Source organism: Actinomadura terrae (genome assembly GCF_022751215.1).
GTDB lineage: Bacteria > Actinomycetota > Actinomycetes > Streptosporangiales > Streptosporangiaceae > Spirillospora > Spirillospora terrae.
Window position 1 is genome coordinate 1,277,317 of sequence record NZ_JAICDG010000001.1, and the last position, 18,945, is coordinate 1,296,261.

Consider the following 18,945-nt stretch of genomic DNA (forward strand, 5'->3'; position numbering starts at 1 on the left):
GCACGACGCTACGCCACACGCAGTCGCACAGCCTACCAAGCGTCGGGCGGCTCCCCAAACCGGGACGTGCACGGAGCATCGCGTCCGGCATGGGACCATGGAGGTTACAGATCCATGTCCACCTGTGAGTTTCGAAACGGACCCCGGTGCCAGCGCCTGACACGACCGATCCCGCGATCATCCGCAACTTCTGCATCATCGCGCACATCGACCATGGCAAGTCGACGCTCGCCGACCGGATGCTCCAGTTGACGGGGGTGGTCGAGGAGCGCCAGATGCGCGCGCAGTACCTCGACCGCATGGACATCGAGCGCGAGCGCGGAATCACGATCAAGAGCCAGGCGGTGCGGCTGCCCTGGGAGGCGGGCGGCGTCGGGCACGTCCTCAACCTGATCGACACGCCCGGGCACGTCGACTTCTCCTACGAGGTGTCGCGGTCGCTGGCGGCGTGCGAGGGCGCGGTGCTGCTGGTGGACGCGGCGCAGGGCATCGAGGCGCAGACGCTGGCGAACCTGTACCTGGCGCTCGAGGCCGACCTGCACCTGATCCCGGTGCTGAACAAGATCGACCTGCCCGCGGCGCAGCCGGACAAGTACGCCGAGGAACTGGCCGGGATCATCGGCTGCGACCCGTCCGACGTGCTGCGGGTGTCGGGGAAGACCGGCGAGGGCGTCCGGGAGCTGCTCGACAAGATCGTCCAGGAGGTGCCGGCTCCGGTCGGCGACCCCGACGGGCCGGCGCGGGCGCTGATCTTCGACTCGGTGTACGACACCTACCGGGGCGTGGTCACCTACGTCCGGATCATCGACGGGCGGCTGTCGCGGCGCGAGAAGAGCCTGATGATGTCGACGGGCGCCGCGCACGAGACGCTGGAGGTCGGCGTGATCTCCCCGGAGCCCAAGCCCGTCCAGGGGCTCGGGGTCGGCGAAGTCGGCTACCTGATCACAGGGGTGAAGGACGTCCGGCAGGCCCGGGTGGGCGACACCGTCACCGGCGCGAGCCGGGTCGCGCCCCAGGCGCTCGGCGGCTACCAGGACCCGAAGCCCATGGTGTTCTCCGGCCTGTACCCGGTGGACGGCGACCAGTACCCGGAGCTGCGCGACGCGCTCGACAAGCTGCGGCTGAACGACGCCGCGCTGATCTACGAGCCGGAGACCTCGGCGGCGCTCGGGTTCGGGTTCCGCTGCGGATTCCTCGGGCTGCTGCACATGGAGATCGTCCGGGAGCGGCTTGAGCGCGAGTTCGACCTGTCGCTGATCTCGACCGCGCCGAACGTGGTGTACCGCGTCGTCATGGAGGACGGGTCGGAGCACGTCGTCACCAACCCCAGCGAGTTCCCCGAGGGCAAGATCGGCGACGTGTACGAGCCGATCGTCAAGGCGACGCTGCTGTCCCCGGCCGAGCACATCGGCGCGATCATGGAGTTGTGCCAGGGCCGGCGCGGGACGCTGCTCGGCATGGACTACCTGTCGGAGGACCGCGTCGAGATCCGCTACACGCTGCCCCTCGCGGAGATCATCTTCGACTTCTTCGACCAGCTCAAGTCGCGGACGCGCGGGTACGCCTCGCTCGACTACGAGCCGAGCGGCGAGCAGGAGTCCGACCTCGTGAAGGTCGACATCCTGCTCCAGGGCGAGTCGGTCGACGCCTTCAGCCAGATCGTCCACCGCGACAAGTCGCGCGAGTACGGGCTGATGATGACCGCGAAGCTCAAGGAGCTGATCCCGCGCCAGCAGTACGAGGTGCCGATCCAGGCGGCGATCGGCGCGCGCATCATCGCGCGGGAGAACATCCGCGCCATCCGCAAGGACGTCCTCGCCAAGTGCTACGGCGGCGACATCTCCCGCAAGCGCAAGCTGCTGGAGAAGCAGAAGGAGGGCAAGAAGCGGATGAAGACCATCGGCCGGGTGGACGTCCCGCAGGAGGCCTTCGTCGCCGCGCTGTCCACCGGCGGCGGGGAGTCCACGGACAAGGGCAGGAAGTAGCCCCGAATCCCACCGAACCGGTGGTGACGTAGCGCGTACGCATGGACACTGGGTGTCGTGAGCAATGCGATGCTGCACCAGTTCCTCGTGTCGGACCTCGTGGTGCCCCTCGGGCTGGCGCAGGAACCGGGCCAGGAGTGCCTGACCCGGTTCGGGGCGCGCCTCGGCGACGGCACCCGCCTGCGTCCCGACCTCATGGTGTTCCGCAAGGAGCAGATCGAGGGCGACCTCCCCTACATCGTGGGCGCGCCGGTCCTGGCGGTCGAGGTCGCATCGCCGGTCTCGCGCGCCGCCGACCTCGGCGCCAAGCGGGACCTGTACGCGCGGGCCGGGGTCCAGGCGTACTGGGTGGTGGACGCCGGTGACGCCGAGCCGGAGCTGGTCGTCCACGCGCTGTCCGCCGACGGGCGGTACACGGCCGAGCGGGTGCCGTGGGGCGGCTCGCTGCGGCTGACCCGGCCGTTCGTCATCGACCTCGCGCCGCAGGAGATCTTCCGGCCGCCGCGCCGCGTCACCCCGAGAAGGAGAGCCGCCATGCCCGACGTCCTCGCCCAGGAGAACGGCCCCGACCTGCCGCCCGCCGGGGAGCCGATCCTCCTCGACGCCTTCGGCCGCCGCTGGCCGACCGGCGCGGAGAAGGTCGAGCTGTGGGACGGCTGCCCGGTCTTCTACGGCGTCTGGGACGAGCGGGACGTGCGCGCCGCCCAGGCCGTCTACCCGGGCCGGGTGGTCAGGCTCGACCAGGCGCCGGGGGAGCCGGGAACGATGACCGTCCTCCCGGCGCCCGAGTCGGACGCCGGTCGGCCCGCCGAGGCGACGGAGGCGGCTACTTGAGGATGGGCCAGGCCACCACGGACGGGACCTTGCGGAACTCGCCCCGGTTCGCCGCCCGCGCCGCGTAGACGAGGAAGAAGATCACGGCGGCGGTGAACAGCAGCGGTGCCCAGATCAGCACCTGGACCGCCAGCGAGAGCAGCCCGCCGACGAACCACACGGCGATCGCCGCGAGCCCCATGTTGAGGCCCTGCGCGGCGTGCCGGCGCACGTACGGCGAGCCCGCCTTGCCGAAGTAGACGATCGCCGGCGCGATCGCGCCGACGAGGAACTGGCCCAGGTAGGCCATGAGCGACCACGTCTTGTCGTCGTCGCTAACGGGACCCTCGTGCCCGGGGAACGGCGACGTGCCGCCCTGCCCCTGCCCCGGCTGCTGCCATGCCGTGCCCGGCTGCTGTGGTTGCTGCCAGGGGGATGATCCTTGCGCGGGCTGCTGCCATTGGGAGCCGGGCTGCTGCTGCCACTGGGACCCTTGCTGCTGCGGTGGCTGCTGCCACGGCGACTGCGACTGCTGCGGCTGCTGCCACGGCGAGTCCTGCTGCGGCTGCTGCTGCCATCCGGGCTGCTGACCCTGGCCGGGCGACGGGGGAGGCCCGTAGGCCATGGCGGGTGTCCTCCGATTTCGCTGAGCGAAGCTGTTGGCAACTATTGGCGAAGTGTACGACTCCTTGGACGCGCACGAAGTTCGCACCGGTTCCGCTGTGTTTGTTTCAAGTTCGGCCCAGCGAGCTCGCCTGGCGGTTGTGTGCATGGAGCCCCAGCCCGCGTTCCTCGCCTGGCGGCTGTGTGCGTGAAGGCCCGGCCCGCGTCCCCACGCCTGAGGGTTGTATGCATGGGAGCCCCGGCCCGCGTTCCTCGCCTGGGGCTATGTGCGTGAAGGTTTCGGCCCGGGATCGTCGCCTGGCGGTTGTGTGCATGGAGGCTCGGACCGCGTCCTTCGCCTGGCGGTTGCCATTGTGAAGGCACGGCCCGGGGCCCTCGCCTTGTGGCTGGGTTTGTGAAGGCACGGTCACGTTCCTCGCCTGGCGGCTTGGGACGTGACCGTGCCTTGGCGGGCGCGGGATCGCCTCGCGCTCTTCCCGGTCGGCTACGGGCCCGCGTGACAGTTGAGGTCTTGGGTCACGGCCTCCACAGGACGGCGGACGGCTGGTCCCGCGTCACCGTGATCGACCCCGTCCAGGTGATGCCGGACGGGCGGGGCAGGTACGAACCGTCCAGGAAGAAGCCGCGGTTGACGGCGGTGACGGTCGCGGGCGCGCCGTTGTCGCCGATCCCGACCGGGCGGCGGATCGCCTCGACGCTCGCGATGTCGGCGACCGTCGTCCCCTCCGGCAGCTCGACGGTCGTGGCGGCGGCGCCGTCCCGCTCGATCGACCAGGTCGGCTGGTCGTGGTCGGACCGGTAGAGCCTGGACGGGTCGGACTTCAGCCGCACCCCGAGCGCCACACCCGGGGCGGAGCCGGTCCCCGTCGGCTTCCCGGTCGTCTTGGCGAACTCGACGAACAGGTAGGTGCGCTGGTCCCCGACCGCAGGCGTGGACGGGTCGGACGGCTTCTCGATCTTGCCCTCGCGGATCATCTCCTGCGCCATGACGCGGTACGTCCACGGCTCGCGGTCCATCACGACCTCCCGGGTGCGCCCGTCCGGACGGGTCGCGGTCACGTCCGGGAGGAAGCGCAGCGGCGCGTCCTTGGTGATCACGTCGCACATGTTGTTGTTCAAGGTGCACGTCTGGAGCAGCGGGTGGTCGTCCTCGTAGCGGCCGGTGAACTTCAGCGTGGCGTGCTCGGGCGCCTGGTAGACGCCGGTGCCGTCCACGCGCCGGCCGGACGCGTCGACCTCGACCCGGTAGATCCACTCGATGTCGGTCGTGCGTCCCCAGCGGGCCATGAGCGCGGGCGTGTCGGTGCCGCCGTCCTCGTTGCTCCACACGACCGAGTACTCGATGATCCGGTGCCCCGGCGTGGTCGCGGGCCTGGTCTCGTGCCAGGCGATCAACGGGGTGTCGGTGGTGGCGTTCTGGTAGGGGTCGTTGAGCTGGCCGATCGTCCGTCCGATGACGACGGGCGCGTGCCGCAGCACGGTCTGGTCGGCGGACGGCGTCCGGACGCGGGTGTGCGCGAGCGTCACGCGGCGCGCGGCGGGGGCGCTGCCGCGGGCGAACCGCAGCGTCACCCGGTGCCCGCCGCGCCGCAGGTGGCCGAGGCCGAGGCTGCGCGGCGTCGGGTCGGACGAGGGGACGACGAGGTCGGTCACGTGCCGGCCGTCCACCGCGACGGACACCACGGCCGCCTCGGCGCCCTTGCGGGCCCAGGACACGCCGGGAGCGGCGGCGGTGAAGCCGATCACGGCCTCCCCGTCGCGGCGGGCGGTGTAGTGCAGCGACCGGGCGGGGCCGCCCCGGTGCAGTGTGAGGGTGCCCGGCGCCGGTGCGGCGTGGGCGGGGGCGGCCGTGAGCGGGACGGCCAGCAGGGCGGCGGCGGTCAGGGCCGTGCCGATCAGGGCGCGGCCGGTCGGTTCGAGTGCGGCGTGACGCGCGCGGCTTCTCATGATCGGCGAAGCTAGGACGGCGGGGTTGCGTCCGGGTGACGGCCCAGTCCCTCGCGCATGTCGGAACCGTGGCCGTCGAGCAAGGACACGGACGTCGGACGGGGGGAGAGCCGCCAAACAAAAGTGTGGCCCTCAGGTAAGGACGGACGTCGCCCAGGCAAAGACGGCCGTTCAGGCAGAGGTCAGGTCCGCGGTCCGAGGATGGAAGCCAAGAGCGGGCGCTCGAAGGCTCAGGCGAGGGTGCGGACGGCGGCCAGGGCGCTGGGGAGGCGGAGTGCCACGCCCGCGAAGCGCTCCGTGCCGTCCGCCGCCGCGTGAGCCGCCGGCGATCCGGGGACGGGGTCGCGTTCGGGTTCGTAGAGGGTCAGGCCGATCGCGGGCAGCCGTACCGTCCGGCCGCGCCGGACGATCTCGTGGCCGAGGCCGGAGAGCAGCGTGACGACGTCGGTCGCGGGCTCGTCGAGCAGGTCGATGCCGTCCAGCCGCAGCCGCAGCTCGGGGTTGCCGCTCCAGCCGGGGCGGCGGGTTCCGAAGATCTCGGCGAGCCGCTCGGTGCCGTCCTCGCCGCGCTCGCTGGACAGCGCGAGCCGCCCGCGGCCGACCCGGACGCTGCGGTGCCCGGCCCAGCCGCACAGGAACGAGGACTCGGGCGGTGGCGCGCCGCACCGCTCGGCGAGCGCGGTCAGCGTGGCCCAGGCGTCCGGGGCGAGGGTGGAGAACAGCAGGTCGGCGTCCGGCAGCAGGGCGCCGCGGCCGGGATCGAGCGTGATCACGAACGGCGGGACGCGGCCGGGGAACCGCGCGGGGTCGGGCTCGTGCAGCGTGACCAGGCCCTCCCACTCGACGGGCTCCTCCAGCGCGAACCAGGTGATCGCGGCCTCCGCGCCCAGCTCGCGGAACGTCGTGTCGGTCAGCCGTTCGGCGACGGCCTCGCGGAGCGCGTCGGCGGTCTCGCACAGGCGGCGGCGCCACCACGGCGGCTCGGGGCCGAACCCGCCCTCGCGCGTCTGCCACCCCGTCCCGGCCCCGGAGAGGTTCCAGCGCCGCTCGGCGCCCGAGCCGGTCACGACCACGCAGTGCCAGCCGTCCGGCTCGCCGCGCAGCAGGACACGCGCGGGCACCCGCCCCCCGTCCGCCTCCTCATTCCGCATTCGGACGACCCTATCCGGCCAAGCGGCACAGCACGCTCCATTCGGGCCTGTCCCGGCGCGCCCCGGCGAACCCGGGGATCCCGCGCCCGGCTCGACCAAGATCGTCCCGCGTGCGACCCGTCCCGGCGTGCCGGTTTCGCCGCGACACGGCGGTCGCGGTTCAGCCTGGCCGGAGATGTCGGTACGGTCGGGGGTCAGCGGTCGTGACGGGGGACGTGCCCGCCCCGTCCGCGGCCCGCCTGCCCGATCCGCCCAGCCGTCCCGATCAGACCCGATCGACCTCCGGAGGTTCACGCGTGACCCACTCCGAGCAGGTCCTGCGCTCCCCGGCCGAGCGGGAGGTGGTGAACGGCGCCGTCCGCGCGCTGCGGTCGGCCGCGCCGGAGGGCTGGCGGCGGCTCGGGTTCGAGTTCCGCGCGACCGTCGGGATCGACAGCGCCTCCTTCGAGGTCGAGGACGAGGGCGGCGCGCGCCGCACGGCGATGCCGCCCGGCCAGGCCGTGGGGCGGATGGACGAGTTGCGCCGCGTCATGTACCGGCGCGGCAAGGGCGCCTGGTTCACCGCGCGCCTGGAGGTGGAGCGGTCCGGCCGGTTCAGCGCGGAGTTCGACTACGACGGCGAGCCCGACTTCACGCCGCCGCTCACGCCGTCCGCCTACGCGCTCGACCTCGACCGCTTCCCGCGCGCGGAGGAGAACATCCCCGGCTGGCTCCGCGCGAAGCTCGACGACGCCTGACCCGGGCATCGCCCGGGTGGGGGCAGACTTGAGGGGTGCCCGCGACCCTGCCCGATGGTGACCCCGTACCCGCCGACGGCGCGCTGCCCGCCAGCGCCCTGGAGGGCCTAGGGACGCGGCCGTTCGCCTTCTACGTCCACGTCCCGTTCTGCGTGACCCGGTGCGGTTACTGCGACTTCAACACCTACACGGCGACGGAGCTCGGGCCCGGCGCGAGCCGCGACAGCTACGCCGACACCGCGATCGCCGAGGTCCGGATGGCGCGGCGGGTGCTCGGCGACGCCGACCTCCCGGTCGAGACCGTGTTCGTGGGCGGCGGTACGCCCACCCTCCTCCCGCCGGACGACCTGGGCCGCGTCCTGGCCGCCGTCGACGCCGAGTTCGGCCTCGCGCCCGGCGCGGAGGTCACCACCGAGGCGAACCCCGAGTCGGTGGACGAGGCGTACGTGGCGAAGCTGCGCGAGGCCGGGTTCACGCGCGTCTCGTACGGCATGCAGAGCGCGCGCGAGCACGTCCTGGCCGTGCTGGAGCGGACCCACACCCCCGGACGCGTCCCCGAGGTCGTCGACTGGACGCGCAAAGCCGGGTTCGAGCACATCAACCTCGATCTCATCTACGGGACACCGGGGGAGACCGACGACGACTGGCGCGCGTCCCTGGAGGCGGCGCTGGAGGCCGAGCCCGACCACGTCTCGGCGTACGCGCTGATCGTCGAGGACGGCACGCGCCTGGCGGCCCAGGTGCGGCGCGGCGAGCTGACCCCGCCCGACGACGACGCCATGGCCGACCGCTACCTCATCGCCGACGAGCTGCTCGGCGCGCACGGGTTGCGCTGGTACGAGATCTCCAACTGGGCCACGGGCCCGGACGCGGCGTGCCGCCACAACCTCCTCTACTGGACGGGCGCGGACTGGTGGGGCGTCGGCCCCGGCGCGCACAGCCACGTCGGCGGGACGCGCTGGTGGAACGTCAAGCACCCCGCCGCCCACGCCGCCCGCCTCGCCGAGGGGACGACCCCGGCGCACGCGCGCGAGGTGCTGGACGCCGAGGACCGCCGCATCGAGCGGATCATGCTGGAGCTGCGGCTCGCCGCGGGCTGCCCGGCGGACCTGCTGGACGAGCGGGCCGTCCGCCGCGCGATCGCGGACGGCCTGCTCGAACCCGGCCCCTACGAGGAGGGCCGGGCCGTCCTGACCCTGCGCGGCCGCCTGCTCGCCGACGCGGTCGTCCGCGACCTGACCTGATCCGCGCCCGGCCCGTGCCGCCGCCTCATTTGATCATCGGCCAGGCCATGAAGGACGGGTAGCGGTACCACTCGCCCCGGTTGCCCGCGACGCCCGCCAGGATCAGGAAGACGATCTCCGCGATGACCTGCGCGGTGAAGGTGAGGAACCCGATCAGCACGACCATCAGCACCAGGTTGATCACGAAGTAGGCCAACTGGGTGATGGCGAAGTTGAGGCCCTGCGCGCCGTGGTGCCGCAGGAACGGCGAGGTGTCCTTCTTGAGGAGGTAGACCAGCAGCGGGGCGATGAAGCCCACCAGGAACTGTCCGATGTGGGCCATCAGCGCCCACGTCCGCTCGTCGGAGGTCGTCGCGCCGGGCGCCCCGGGAGGCCCGTACGGCTGGACCTGCCCGCCGTAGCCGTAGCCCGACTGCTGCCCGTAGCCCGGTTGCTGGCCGTAGCCGGGCTGCTGCCCGTATCCCTGGCTCGGCGCACCGTAGTCGGGCTGGCCGTAGCCCTGCTGACCGTAGCCGGGTTGGCCGGACCCCGGCTGGCCGTACCCGGGCTGGCCGTAGCCCGGCTGACCCGCGCCGGGTTGCGTGTCCCAGCCCGGCGGACCTGGCGGAGGCTGGTTCCCCTGGCCGCCCGGCTGCTCTGGTTGCCCGTGCGTCATCGCGGTGCTCCTTAGCGGCACCGCCCGGCGGACGGGCCGAGGTCAGAAGGCGGTCACGAAGTCGATGAGTTCCTCTACGCGGCCGAGCAGAGCCGGTTCGAGGTCGGTGTAGGAGTCGACCGAGCGGAGTATCCGCTTCCAGCCCGCACCCACGTCGTCCCCCCAGCCGAGCTCGGCGAGAACCCCTTCCTTCCAGGGTACGCCGCGCGGGACGCGTGGCCAGGCGGAAATGCCCACAGCGTCGGGCTTGACGGCTTCCCAGACGTCGATGAACGGGTGCCCGGTGACGAGGACGTGCGGGGAGGTGACCCGCGCGGCGATCCGGCTCTCCTTGGACCCCTCGACGAGGTGGTCCACGAGGACGCCGAGCCGCCGTCCCTCGCCCGGGGCGAACTCCTCGACGATCGCGGGCAGGTCGTCCACGCCCTCCAGGTACTCCACGACGACGCCCTCGACGCGCAGGTCATGCCCCCAGATCTTCTCCACCAGCTCCGCGTCGTGGACACCCTCCACGTAGATGCGGCTCTCCTTGGCCACCTTGGCCCGCGCCCCGCGCACCGCGATCGACCCGGACGCCGACCGGGCGGGCCCCGAGACCTCCGCCGCCGGGCCGGCGGGGCGGACGAGCGTCACCGGCTTCCCGTCGATGAGGAACCCCGACTTGGTCAAAGGGAACACCCGTCGCTTGCCGAACCGGTCCTCCAGCGTGACGCCGAACTTGTCGCAGCCGACGACCGCGCCGCAGAAGCCGCTGTCGGGGTCCTCGGCCACGAGGCCGGGTTCGGCCGGTATCTCGGGTATCTGCCCTTTGCGGGGCCGCCGCCAGTCGCCGGACAGGACGTCGTTTCCGTAGTTCTTACTCCGCACGGTTCCGCACATTAACCGGAAGGATAAGATCGCGCAGCCGTCCGGAAGCGCGCCGCCGCGCGTCTCCAGGTCCGCCGGAAGGACGCGGTGGGAGGAGGTGCGGGGGAGTGCGGCAGGACGCGAGGGCCGCGGGCTCTCCAGTCCGGCGCCTCCGGGCCGTACAATTGGCACTCGGAAGTCTGGAGTGCCAGCGGCGTCGGCCGGTGACGAGAGACGATGGGGGCCCGTGGCAGGGGATGAAGGAGGTGACCACGTGCTGGACGAGCGGAAACTCGCGGTCCTGCGCGCGATAGTCGAGGACTACGTCTCCACGAACGAGCCGGTGGGCTCCAAAGCCCTGGTGGACCGGCACAACCTCGGCGTGTCCTCGGCCACCATCCGCAACGACATGGCCGTGCTGGAGGAACAGGGGTACATCGCCCAGCCGCACACGAGCGCGGGCCGCGTCCCCACCGACAAGGGCTACCGGCTGTTCGTCGACCGGCTCTCGACGATCAAACCGCTGTCGGTCGCCGAGCGCCGCGCGATCGAGACGTTCCTGTCGGGCGCCTACGACCTCGACGACGTCGTCGGCCGGACGGTGCGGCTCCTCGCGCAGCTCACCCGGCAGGTCGCGGTCGTGCAGTACCCGTCGCTGACCCGCTCGTCGGTGCGGCACGTGGAGCTGGTCCCGGTCGCCGAGGGGCGGCTGCTGCTCGTCCTGATCACCAACACGGGACGGGTGGAGCAGCGGGTCATCGAGACCCACGGCCCGGTCTCCGAGGAATCGATCGGGCACCTGCGGGCGTTGCTCAACACGTGCCTGGACGGTCTCGGGCTCGGCGACGTGCCCACCGCGATCGCGGACCTCCCCGACAAGGTGGGCGCCGCCGACCGCCCCCTCGCGGCCTCGGTGCTGTCGGTGCTGCTGGAGACGCTCGTCGACAAGCACGAGGAGAAGATCGTCTTCGCGGGCGCGGCCAACCTCGCCGCCGTGGACTTCTCACAGAGCCTGCGGGACGTGCTGGTCGCGCTGGAGGAGCAGGTCGTCCTCATGAGGCTGCTCGGCGAGACCGGCGACTCCTCTACCCTTACGGTGCGGATCGGCACCGAGAACCCCGACGAGGGGCTCCGATCGACCTCGGTCGTCGCCGCCGACTACGGCGTGGGCGACCTCACGCTGGCCCGGCTGGGAGTGCTCGGGCCGACACGCATGGATTACCCCGGCACGATGGGAGCGGTACGGGCAGTGGCACGCTACGTGGGTCAGATCCTGGCGGGGTCGTAAGTGGCCAACGACTACTACGCGACCCTGGGCGTCCGCCGCGACGCCAGCGCCGACGAGGTCAAGAAGGCCTACCGCCGCCTCGCGCGCGAGCTCCACCCGGACGTCAACCCGGACCCGGAGACCCAGGAGAAGTTCAAGGAGATCACGCAGGCGTACGAGGTCCTCTCCGACCCCAAGAAGCGTGAGATGTACGACCTCGGCGCCGACCCGTTCGCGTCCGGCGCGGGCGCGGGCCCGGGCGGCTTCGGCGGTGCCGGGTTCCCCTTCAGCGACATCATGGACGCCTTCTTCGGCACCGCCGCCTCGCGCGGCCCCCGGACGAGGGCCAGGCGCGGCCGCAACGCCACGCTGCGCGTCGAGCTCGACCTGGCGGAGACGGCGTTCGGCACGACCCGCGAGCTGTCGATCGACACCGCGGTCGCCTGCACGTCCTGCGAGGGCTCCGGCTGCGCGCCGGGCACCCACCCCGAGACGTGCGAGACGTGCCACGGCCGGGGCGAGGTGCAGCAGGTGCAGCGCTCGTTCCTCGGCCAGGTCATGACGGCCCGCCCCTGCCCGGCGTGCGGCGGCTTCGGCTCGGTGATCCGCAACCCGTGCGCCGAGTGCTCGGGCGACGGGCGGGTCCGCACCCGCCGCACCGTCAAGGTGAAGATCCCGGCGGGCGTCGAGAACGGCATCCACATCCAGCTCGCGGGGGAGGGCGAGGTCGGCCCCGGCGGCGGCCCGCCCGGCGACCTGTTCCTGGAGATCGTGGAGAAGCCGCACCCGATCTTCGAGCGGGAGGGCGACGACCTGCACTGCACGGTCGAGATCCCGATGACGGCCGCCGCGCTCGGCACCAGCGTCACGGTCGAGACGCTGGACGCCGCCGAGGGCGTCGACATCAAGCCGGGCACGCAGTCCGGGCAGGTCATCACCCTGTACGGGCGCGGCGTCCGGCACCTGAACGAGAGCGGCCGCGGCGACCTCATGATCCACGTGAACGTGGAGACGCCCGGTCGGCTCGACGAGGAGCAGGAGGAGCTGCTGCGGCGGCTCGCCAAGCTCCGCGGCGAGGAGCGCCCGCCCGGCAAGTTCGCCCCGGGGCAGCGCGGCATGTTCTCCCGCATCCGGGACGTGTTCAACCAGCATTGAAGCGCGGCCGTGGCGGCCTATCACGACGGCCGCCACGGCGATTCGGGGGGAGCGCGATGAGTCCGCCGGTGTTCCTCGCCGCGGCCGCGGCGCTGGAGGGCGACCGGGTGCTGCTGGACGGGCCCGAGGGCCGGCACGCCGCCACCGTGCGGCGGCTGCGGCCCGGTGAGCGCGTCGACCTGACCGACGGCGCGGGCCTGCTGGCCGAGTGCGTCGTGGCCGCCGCCGACCGCGCGTCGCTCACGCTGGACGTCGTGGCGCGGCACCGCGAGCCGCCGCCCGCGCCCCGCCTCGTCGTCGTCCAGGCGCTGCCGAAGGGCGACCGGGGCGAGCTGGCGGTGGAGACGATGACCGAGGCCGGCGTGGACGAGATCGTCCCGTGGTCGGCGGCGCGCTGCGTCACCCGGTGGCGGCCGGACCGCCGCGAGAAGGCCCTCGCCCGCTGGCGCGGCACCGCCCGCGAGGCGGGCAAGCAGGCCCGCCGCCCCCGGTTCCCCGACGTCGCCGACCTCGCCTCGACCGAGGAGGTCGCGCGGCGGCTCGCGGCGGCGGCGCTGGCGCTCGTGCTGCACGAGGAGGCCGACGCGCCGCTCAGCGCCGTCGAGCCGCCCGCGGACGGCGAGATCGTCCTCGTGGTCGGCCCCGAGGGCGGCATCACCGGCGAGGAGCTGGCGGAGCTGGGCGCGGCGGGCGGGCGTCCCACCCGGCTCGGCCCGACGGTGCTGCGCACCTCGACGGCGGGCGTCGCCGCGGCGGCGGTGCTGCTGGCCGCGACAGGCCGCTGGTAACGGCGGCAGGCCGCTTGTAGCGCGGCAGGCCGCTGCCAGCCCGGGGGCTTCTGGTCTGGAGGGGGAGCGGGGAGCTTTCGGTTCGGGAGCGTGCGGGCGGGAGACTTCGGGGCCCGGTCAGGGCGTGGTGGCGCCGGGGGCCTGCTCGGAGGTCGTGGACGGCTCGCTCGACGTGGGCGGCGTCGGCTTGTCGGTCGGCGGCGGGTCGGTCGGCTGGGTCGTGGTCGGCGGCACCGGCGTGGGCGGCGCCGAGGTGGCGGGCGGGCCGCCGCCGGGGCACGGCTTCGCCCCCGGCTGCTTACCCCCGGCGTCGGCGCTCTTCTTCTTCGACGGCGAGGGGCTCGGCGCGGGCGTGAGCGGCGGCGAGATGACGCAGGCCGATATGCCGGGCGAGCCCGTGGTGGTGGGCGACCCGGACGGTGACGGAGTGCCGGACACGCTCGGCCCGTCCGGTGTGGAGGAGCCGGGCGGGAGCGGATGCCCCTGGGCGTCGGTGCGGTCGCCGTCGGTGTCGGCGCCGCTCCCGGCGGACGGCCCGTTACTGCCCACCGAGTGCTGGATCAGGTCGATCGTCTGGGGGGCCGTCATGCCGATCCCGGCGACCGCGACGGCCGCGGCGACGGCGAGGACGGGGCGCGTCCAGTTCACCGCGAACCGGTTCGGCCCGAGCCACGCCCCGCCGAACCGTTCGAGGCCGAACCGGCGGCGACCACCGCCGTCCGCGATCCGGGCCCGGATGCGTTCCAGGCCGTCCCCGACGGGACTGACCGCGTCCGCCTCCGCGTGCAGGGCGCGGCGGAGGATCTCGCCGTGCTCGTCGTGGGGGTCGGGTGTCATGAGAACTGCTCCAGGACGTTGCGTAGCGCGGTCATTCCGCGCGCCGTATGGCTCTTCACGGCGCCGCGGGAGATCCCCATCGCATGGGCGATCTCCGCTTCGGACAGATCGGCGTAGTAGCGCAGGACGAGCGCCTCGCGCTGGCGGGCGGGCAGCCCAGACAGCGCGTCGATCACGGCGGAGCGTTCGAGTTCGCCGATGGCCCCGGCCTCTGCGCTCGGCGCGTCGGGCAGCCCCTTCGGGGCGTACTTCTCCACGACGGCGCGGTGCCGCAGCACCGATCGCGACCGGTTGACCACCGACTGCCGCAGGTACGACAGGGCCTTGTCGGGGTCGCGCAGCCGCCGCCAGCCGCCGTGCATCGCGACGAACGCGTCCTGGACGACCTCCTCGGCCGTCCCCGCGTCGCGGACGAGCATGGCGGCGAGCCGGACGAGGGAGCGGTAGTTGGCGCTGTACAGCGCGGTCACCGCCTGGTCGGCGTCCCAGGCGACGGCCACGGCCGCCGTGCCCCTGGCCACGAGGGTCTCGGTCACGTCAGTGGGACGCGCACCCTCGTCACCGGGTTTACGAAAGGGCATCTCTTGGTCTGCCTCGGTCACCTATCCGCCGCCTTTGCCGTCCCCCGGCCGTCCTTTCGGACGGGCCCCCACGCGATCGCCGTCGAACGGGCGCGGCAGTCGGGGTGAGGCGCGCCGAAGGCTGCGGACCGGGGGGTACGCCTTGAATTGACCACCCTAACGAAGCGGCCGCTCGAAATGCGGGCGCCGGACGGAGAAACGATCAGCGGGTCCCCCATTCGTGGCGATCTCGTGGCCATAAAGCGATCAACGAGGCGACGTGGTGCGACGGGCCCTTCCCGCCTCGATAGGATTCCGGGCGGCCTGGTGCATGGGATCGACCGTGCGAGACAGACCGCAGGGGCCAGAGCGAGGGGGAGGAGAGCGATGTCCGACTGCCTTTTCTGCAAGATCGTTTCGGGTGAGGTGCCCGCGACCATCGTCCGCGAGGGCGAGCGGGTGGTCGCGTTCCGCGACATCAACCCGCAGGCGCCGACCCACGTGCTGGTCATCCCGAGGGACCACCATCCGACGGTCGCCGAGCTGGCCGCCGCCGATCCGGCGCTGCTCGCCGAGGTGGTCGGCGAGGCGCACCAGGTGGCGCGGGACGAGGGCGTCGACGGCACCGGCTACCGCCTGGTGTTCAACACCGGGTCGCAGGCCGGGCAGACCGTCTTCCATGTGCACGCGCACGTGCTCGGCGGGCGTGGCCTGAACTGGCCGCCCGGCTGAGCGCCGCGCGGGGCTCCGGCGGCCCGTAAATGGGGCGGCGTTCCGTCATGGGCGGCCAGTACCATGGATGCGACACACGCTGGACACCGGAGCAGACAGAAAGCAGGTCCGAGAGGCCGTAAGGCCCGGCTGATGGTCGAATCAACTCACGCGAGGCGCGACGACCGTGCAGGCTCGCGCACCCAGATCAAGATCGTGGTGCCGGACGACCATTCGATGGTGAGCCTGCTGGGCTCCCGGGACGAGCTGCTCCACGCGATGGAGCGGGCGTTCGGCAGCGACCTCGACATCCACGTCCGCGGCAACGAGATCACCGTGACCGGCCCCGAGGACGAGACCGACCTCGTCTCCCGGCTGTTCACGGAGATGTTCGACCTGCTGAAGGGCGGTACGCAGCTCACCCCCGACGCCATCGAGCGGAGCATCGCGATGCTGCGCGGCGAGGGCGGCGAGCGCCCGGCCGAGGTCCTCACGCTGGACGTGCTGTCCAGCCGGGGCCGCACGATCCGCCCGAAGACGCTGAACCAGCGCCGCTACGTCGACGCGATCGACAAGCACACGATCGTGTTCGGCATCGGCCCGGCGGGCACCGGCAAGACCTACCTGGCCATGGCCAAGGCCGTCCGCGCCCTCCAGGACAAGCAGGTCAACCGCATCATCCTCACCCGTCCGGCGGTCGAGGCGGGCGAGCGGCTCGGCTTCCTGCCGGGAACGCTCTACGAGAAGATCGACCCCTACCTGCGGCCGCTGTACGACGCGCTGCACGACATGGTCGACCCCGACTCGATCCCCCGCCTGATGGCCGCCGGCACGATCGAGGTCGCGCCGCTGGCGTACATGCGCGGGCGCACGCTGAACGACTCCTTCATCATCCTGGACGAGGCGCAGAACACCTCGCCCGAGCAGATGAAGATGTTCCTCACCCGGCTCGGGTTCGGCTCCAAGGTCGTGGTGACCGGCGACGTCACCCAGGTCGACCTGCCGAACGGGCAGCTGAGCGGGCTCCGCGTCGTCCAGGACATCCTCGGCGGCGTCGAGGACATCCACTTCTCCCGGCTCGACAGCCGCGACGTCGTCCGGCACAAGCTGGTCACCGACATCGTCGACGCCTACAACCGCTACGACGAGTCGCGCGTGCCGCAGTTCAAGCAGCCCGCGGCGGGTCGCGGCGGGGCGCGCAAGCGGGGGCGGTAGTGACGATCGACGTGGTGAACGAGTCCGGCGTCGAGGTCGCCGAGAAGGACATCGCCGACCTGGCCCGCCACGTCCTGGACTCGCTGCGCGTGCATCCGCTCGCCGAGCTGTCGGTGCTGCTGGTCGACGAGGCGGCGATGACCGAGCTGCACGTGAAGTGGATGGACGAGCCCGGCCCCACCGACGTGCTGTCGTTCCCGATGGACGAGCTGCGCCCCGGCCACCTGTCGGGCGGCGCCGACGAGGACGGCGAGGCCGACCCCGGCCTGCTCGGCGACGTCGTGCTGTGCCCGGCGGTCGCCGAGCGGCAGGGCCGCGAGGCCGGCCACGGCACGGCGGCCGAGCTGGAGCTGCTGTGCGCGCACGGCATCCTGCACCTGCTCGGCTACGACCACGCCGAGCCGGAGGAGCACCGGGAGATGTTCGGCCTCCAGGCGGAGCTGCTCACGTCCTGGCAGGAGAAACGCGGCCGGTCATGACCGCCGCGGCCGGATCATGAGCACGACGCAGGGATGGCTGTCCGCCCTCGCGGTGGTCCTGGTCTTCGCCGCGGGCCTGCTGGCCGGCATGGAGACCGCGCTCGCCCGGGTGTCGCGCGTCACCGTCGAGGAGAGCGTCCGTGAGGGCCGGCGCGGCTCCCGCCGTCTCGCCGAGGTCGTCGCCGACCCGGCCCGCTACGTCAACATGGTGCTGCTGCTGCGCATCGGCTGCGAGCTGGTCGCCACCGTGATCGTCGCCGACCTGTGCGTCACCTGGCTCGACGAGACGTGGCGCGCCTACGTCGTCGCCGCCGCGATCATGATCGTGGTCAGCTACGTCGTGGTCGGCGTCGGCCCCCGCACGCTCGGCATCCAGCACGCCGACCGGATCGCCCTCGCCGGCGCCGCCGTCATCCACCCGGTCACGCGGGTGTTCGGCCCGCTGCCCCGGCTGCTGATCCTGCTCGGCAACGCGCTGACGCCCGGCAAGGGCTTCCGCGAGGGCCCGTTCGCGTCCGAGGCGGAGCTGCGCGACCTCGTCGACCTCGCCGAGCAGCGCAGCCTCATCGAGCCGGACGAGCGCGAGATGATCCACTCGGTGTTCGAGCTGGGCGACACCCTCGTCCGCGAGGTGATGGTGCCGCGCACCGACATCGTGTTCGTGGAGCGCGGCAAGACGCTGCGCCAGGCGATGTCGCTGGCGCTGCGCAGCGGCTTCTCCCGCATCCCCGTCGTCGGCGAGAACGAGGACGACGTCGTCGGCATCGCCTACCTCAAGGACATCGTCCGCCGCGGCCAGGAGCACCGCGAGGGCGAGGCCGTCGAGACCGTCGACTCGGTCATGCGGGAGGCGACCTACGTCCCCGACAGCAAGCCGATCGACGAGCTGCTCCGCGAGATGCAGGCCCGCCAGATCCACCTCGCCATCGTGATCGACGAGTACGGCGGCACCGCCGGGCTCGTCACGATCGAGGACATCCTGGAGGAGATCGTCGGCGAGATCACCGACGAGTACGACCGCGAGACCCCACCGGTGACCTGGCTGTCGAGCGACGTCGCCCGCGTCACCGCCCGGCTGCCCGTCGAGGACCTCGCCGAGCTGTTCGACACCGAGATCGACGCCGAGGAGGTCGACACCGTCGGCGGCCTGCTCGCCCACGCGCTCGGCCGCGTCCCCATCGAGGGCTCCACCGCCGAGGTCGGCTCCACCGGCAACGGCGCCGCCCTCTCCCTGAAGGCCGAGACCATCGCGGGCCGCCGCAACCGAGTAGGGACTGTGTTGGTCAGCAGAACCCTTGGCGTCAGGCGCTAGGAGCGCTGTGCTTATCAGCAGCACCCTCGGCGTCAGGCGCTAGAGCGCCTTCCTTCAACGGGCCCTGCGGCGATCGCTGGCATCGCTTCGAACTCGCCTGGCGGCTCGCTGCGCGATCAGATTCTCGCTTCGCTCGAATCTGCCTTCGGACGCGATCGCAACGCTGGGGTCGTCGCGTGGTGCTGTGATGGCGCTGTCGGCGTGTCCCCGAGGCCGGTCAGGCTTGCAGGGTGGTGCGGAGGGTGCCGTCGGGGGCGGCCAGCAGGACGGTCGCCTTGGGGCCGAGGTCGCGGACGGTGGTGACGTCGGCATCGGCGGGCGCGTCTGCGGTGGTGACCAGGGCGGCGGCCTCCAGGTTCGCGGCGCCGCTCGACACCGCCATCGCGACGGCGACCTGGAGGGCCGACAGCTTCAGCGACGGCAGGTCGACGCCGGTCGCGGCGTAGGTGCGGCCGGTCTCGTCCCGGACGGCGGCGCCCTCGGCGGCTCCGTTGCGGGCCCTGGACGACCGCGCCAGGGTGATGATCTTCGCGTCCTCGGCGTTCAGCTCGCTCACGCCCCCAAGCGTACGGGGCGAGTTGTTCAAACTTTCCCACACCTTCCGAGAACTTCCCGGAAG

At 72.5% G+C, this 18,945-nt stretch carries 19 protein-coding genes; 11 read left to right on the forward strand and 8 right to left on the reverse strand.

What is annotated here, in order from left to right:
- Positions 1-146 precede the first annotated feature (146 nt).
- Both lepA and K2F47_RS05650 read left to right on the forward strand, forming a co-directional pair.
- The gene (gene lepA, locus K2F47_RS05645) at positions 147-1,985 is read left to right on the forward strand and encodes a translation elongation factor 4 (RefSeq protein ID WP_242901650.1); all 1,839 of its coding nucleotides are present in this window, start codon (positions 147-149) and stop codon (positions 1,983-1,985) included.
- 57 nt (positions 1,986-2,042) lie between these two features.
- The gene (locus K2F47_RS05650) at positions 2,043-2,819 is read left to right on the forward strand and encodes a Uma2 family endonuclease (protein WP_242901651.1); all 777 of its coding nucleotides are present in this window, start codon (positions 2,043-2,045) and stop codon (positions 2,817-2,819) included.
- On the opposite strand, the gene K2F47_RS05655 is transcribed toward K2F47_RS05650, so the two are convergent.
- The 3 genes from K2F47_RS05655 to K2F47_RS05665 form a co-directional block, all read right to left on the reverse strand.
- Positions 2,812-3,423, reverse strand: a complete 612-nt coding sequence (locus tag K2F47_RS05655) for a DUF4870 domain-containing protein (RefSeq protein WP_242901652.1) — start codon at positions 3,421-3,423, stop codon at positions 2,812-2,814. The two genes, K2F47_RS05650 and K2F47_RS05655, sit on opposite strands and share 8 nt — an antisense overlap.
- Before the next feature lie 515 nt (positions 3,424-3,938).
- Positions 3,939-5,369: a hypothetical protein gene (locus K2F47_RS05660; protein ID WP_242901653.1), complete on the reverse strand. Its 1,431-nt coding sequence runs from the start codon at positions 5,367-5,369 to the stop codon at positions 3,939-3,941.
- Positions 5,370-5,599: 230 nt separating this feature from the next.
- A complete protein-coding gene (locus K2F47_RS05665; RefSeq protein WP_242901654.1) occupies positions 5,600-6,520 on the reverse strand; it encodes a hypothetical protein in 921 nt (306 codons plus the stop codon).
- A 296-nt stretch (positions 6,521-6,816) separates the two neighbouring features.
- Here K2F47_RS05665 and K2F47_RS05670 point away from each other — a divergent pair, with 296 nt between their 5' ends.
- Both K2F47_RS05670 and hemW read left to right on the forward strand, forming a co-directional pair.
- On the forward strand, positions 6,817-7,257 hold the full coding sequence (locus tag K2F47_RS05670) for an antitoxin YezG family protein (protein WP_242901655.1): 441 nt from the start codon (positions 6,817-6,819) through the stop codon (positions 7,255-7,257).
- A gap of 35 nt (positions 7,258-7,292) precedes the next feature.
- Positions 7,293-8,501 carry a radical SAM family heme chaperone HemW gene (hemW, locus tag K2F47_RS05675; RefSeq protein WP_242901656.1) on the forward strand — a complete coding sequence of 403 codons (1,209 nt, stop codon included), beginning with the start codon at positions 7,293-7,295 and terminating at the stop codon, positions 8,499-8,501.
- Between the two features lie 25 nt (positions 8,502-8,526).
- On the opposite strand, the gene K2F47_RS05680 is transcribed toward hemW, so the two are convergent.
- Positions 8,527-9,156: a DUF4870 domain-containing protein gene (locus K2F47_RS05680; protein WP_242901657.1), complete on the reverse strand. Its 630-nt coding sequence runs from the start codon at positions 9,154-9,156 to the stop codon at positions 8,527-8,529.
- A gap of 42 nt (positions 9,157-9,198) precedes the next feature.
- Positions 9,199-10,023 (reverse strand): DUF3097 domain-containing protein, encoded by an 825-nt coding sequence (locus K2F47_RS05685; RefSeq protein ID WP_242901658.1) that lies wholly within the window; start codon positions 10,021-10,023, stop codon positions 9,199-9,201.
- A 253-nt stretch (positions 10,024-10,276) separates the two neighbouring features.
- Here K2F47_RS05685 and hrcA point away from each other — a divergent pair, with 253 nt between their 5' ends.
- From hrcA to K2F47_RS05700, 3 genes are read left to right on the forward strand one after another with little or no spacing between them, the layout of a single operon-like run.
- Complete coding sequence (gene hrcA, locus K2F47_RS05690) at positions 10,277-11,290, forward strand: heat-inducible transcriptional repressor HrcA (RefSeq protein ID WP_242901659.1); 1,014 nt, start codon at positions 10,277-10,279, stop codon at positions 11,288-11,290.
- Positions 11,291-12,424, forward strand: coding sequence for a molecular chaperone DnaJ (dnaJ, locus tag K2F47_RS05695; protein WP_242901660.1), 1,134 nt, complete (start codon positions 11,291-11,293; stop codon positions 12,422-12,424).
- A 56-nt stretch (positions 12,425-12,480) separates the two neighbouring features.
- A complete protein-coding gene (locus K2F47_RS05700) occupies positions 12,481-13,212 on the forward strand; it encodes a 16S rRNA (uracil(1498)-N(3))-methyltransferase (protein ID WP_242901661.1) in 732 nt (243 codons plus the stop codon).
- 117 nt (positions 13,213-13,329) lie between these two features.
- Here K2F47_RS05700 and K2F47_RS05705 read toward each other — a convergent pair whose 3' ends face one another.
- On the reverse strand, positions 13,330-14,049 hold the full coding sequence (locus tag K2F47_RS05705) for a hypothetical protein (RefSeq protein ID WP_242901662.1): 720 nt from the start codon (positions 14,047-14,049) through the stop codon (positions 13,330-13,332).
- Positions 14,046-14,630 carry a SigE family RNA polymerase sigma factor gene (locus tag K2F47_RS05710; RefSeq protein WP_242901663.1) on the reverse strand — a complete coding sequence of 195 codons (585 nt, stop codon included), beginning with the start codon at positions 14,628-14,630 and terminating at the stop codon, positions 14,046-14,048. The genes K2F47_RS05705 and K2F47_RS05710 overlap by 4 nt, the downstream gene beginning before the upstream one ends.
- Positions 14,631-14,996: 366 nt before the next feature.
- On the opposite strand from K2F47_RS05710, the gene K2F47_RS05715 reads away from it, so the two are divergent.
- The 4 genes from K2F47_RS05715 to K2F47_RS05730 all read left to right on the forward strand — a co-directional run bounded on the left by K2F47_RS05715 (position 14,997) and on the right by K2F47_RS05730 (position 18,326).
- A complete protein-coding gene (locus K2F47_RS05715; RefSeq protein ID WP_156219290.1) occupies positions 14,997-15,341 on the forward strand; it encodes a histidine triad nucleotide-binding protein in 345 nt (114 codons plus the stop codon).
- Between the two features lie 132 nt (positions 15,342-15,473).
- Complete coding sequence (locus tag K2F47_RS05720; protein ID WP_242901664.1) at positions 15,474-16,535, forward strand: PhoH family protein; 1,062 nt, start codon at positions 15,474-15,476, stop codon at positions 16,533-16,535.
- On the forward strand, positions 16,535-17,014 hold the full coding sequence (gene ybeY / locus K2F47_RS05725) for an rRNA maturation RNase YbeY (RefSeq protein WP_242901665.1): 480 nt from the start codon (positions 16,535-16,537) through the stop codon (positions 17,012-17,014). Before K2F47_RS05720 ends, ybeY begins: the two co-directional genes overlap by 1 nt.
- Positions 17,015-17,030: 16 nt before the next feature.
- Complete coding sequence (locus K2F47_RS05730; protein ID WP_242901666.1) at positions 17,031-18,326, forward strand: hemolysin family protein; 1,296 nt, start codon at positions 17,031-17,033, stop codon at positions 18,324-18,326.
- A 217-nt stretch (positions 18,327-18,543) separates the two neighbouring features.
- On the opposite strand, the gene K2F47_RS05735 is transcribed toward K2F47_RS05730, so the two are convergent.
- The gene (locus K2F47_RS05735; protein WP_242901667.1) at positions 18,544-18,882 is read right to left on the reverse strand and encodes a cytidine deaminase-like protein; all 339 of its coding nucleotides are present in this window, start codon (positions 18,880-18,882) and stop codon (positions 18,544-18,546) included.
- Positions 18,883-18,945 lie beyond the last annotated feature (63 nt).

Coding starts and splice junctions, on each gene's coding strand:
- K2F47_RS05655 (WP_242901652.1), bottom strand. CDS start 3,423: ATGGCCTACGGGCCTCCCCCGTCGCCCGGCCAGGGTCAGCAGCCCGGA.
- K2F47_RS05660 (WP_242901653.1), bottom strand. CDS start 5,369: ATGAGAAGCCGCGCGCGTCACGCCGCACTCGAACCGACCGGCCGCGCC.
- K2F47_RS05665 (WP_242901654.1), bottom strand. CDS start 6,520: ATGCGGAATGAGGAGGCGGACGGGGGGCGGGTGCCCGCGCGTGTCCTG.
- K2F47_RS05680 (WP_242901657.1), bottom strand. CDS start 9,156: ATGACGCACGGGCAACCAGAGCAGCCGGGCGGCCAGGGGAACCAGCCT.
- K2F47_RS05700 (WP_242901661.1), top strand. CDS start 12,481: ATGAGTCCGCCGGTGTTCCTCGCCGCGGCCGCGGCGCTGGAGGGCGAC.
- K2F47_RS05705 (WP_242901662.1), bottom strand. CDS start 14,049: ATGACACCCGACCCCCACGACGAGCACGGCGAGATCCTCCGCCGCGCC.
- K2F47_RS05710 (WP_242901663.1), bottom strand. CDS start 14,630: ATGCCCTTTCGTAAACCCGGTGACGAGGGTGCGCGTCCCACTGACGTG.
- K2F47_RS05715 (WP_156219290.1), top strand. CDS start 14,997: ATGTCCGACTGCCTTTTCTGCAAGATCGTTTCGGGTGAGGTGCCCGCG.
- K2F47_RS05720 (WP_242901664.1), top strand. CDS start 15,474: ATGGTCGAATCAACTCACGCGAGGCGCGACGACCGTGCAGGCTCGCGC.
- K2F47_RS05730 (WP_242901666.1), top strand. CDS start 17,031: ATGAGCACGACGCAGGGATGGCTGTCCGCCCTCGCGGTGGTCCTGGTC.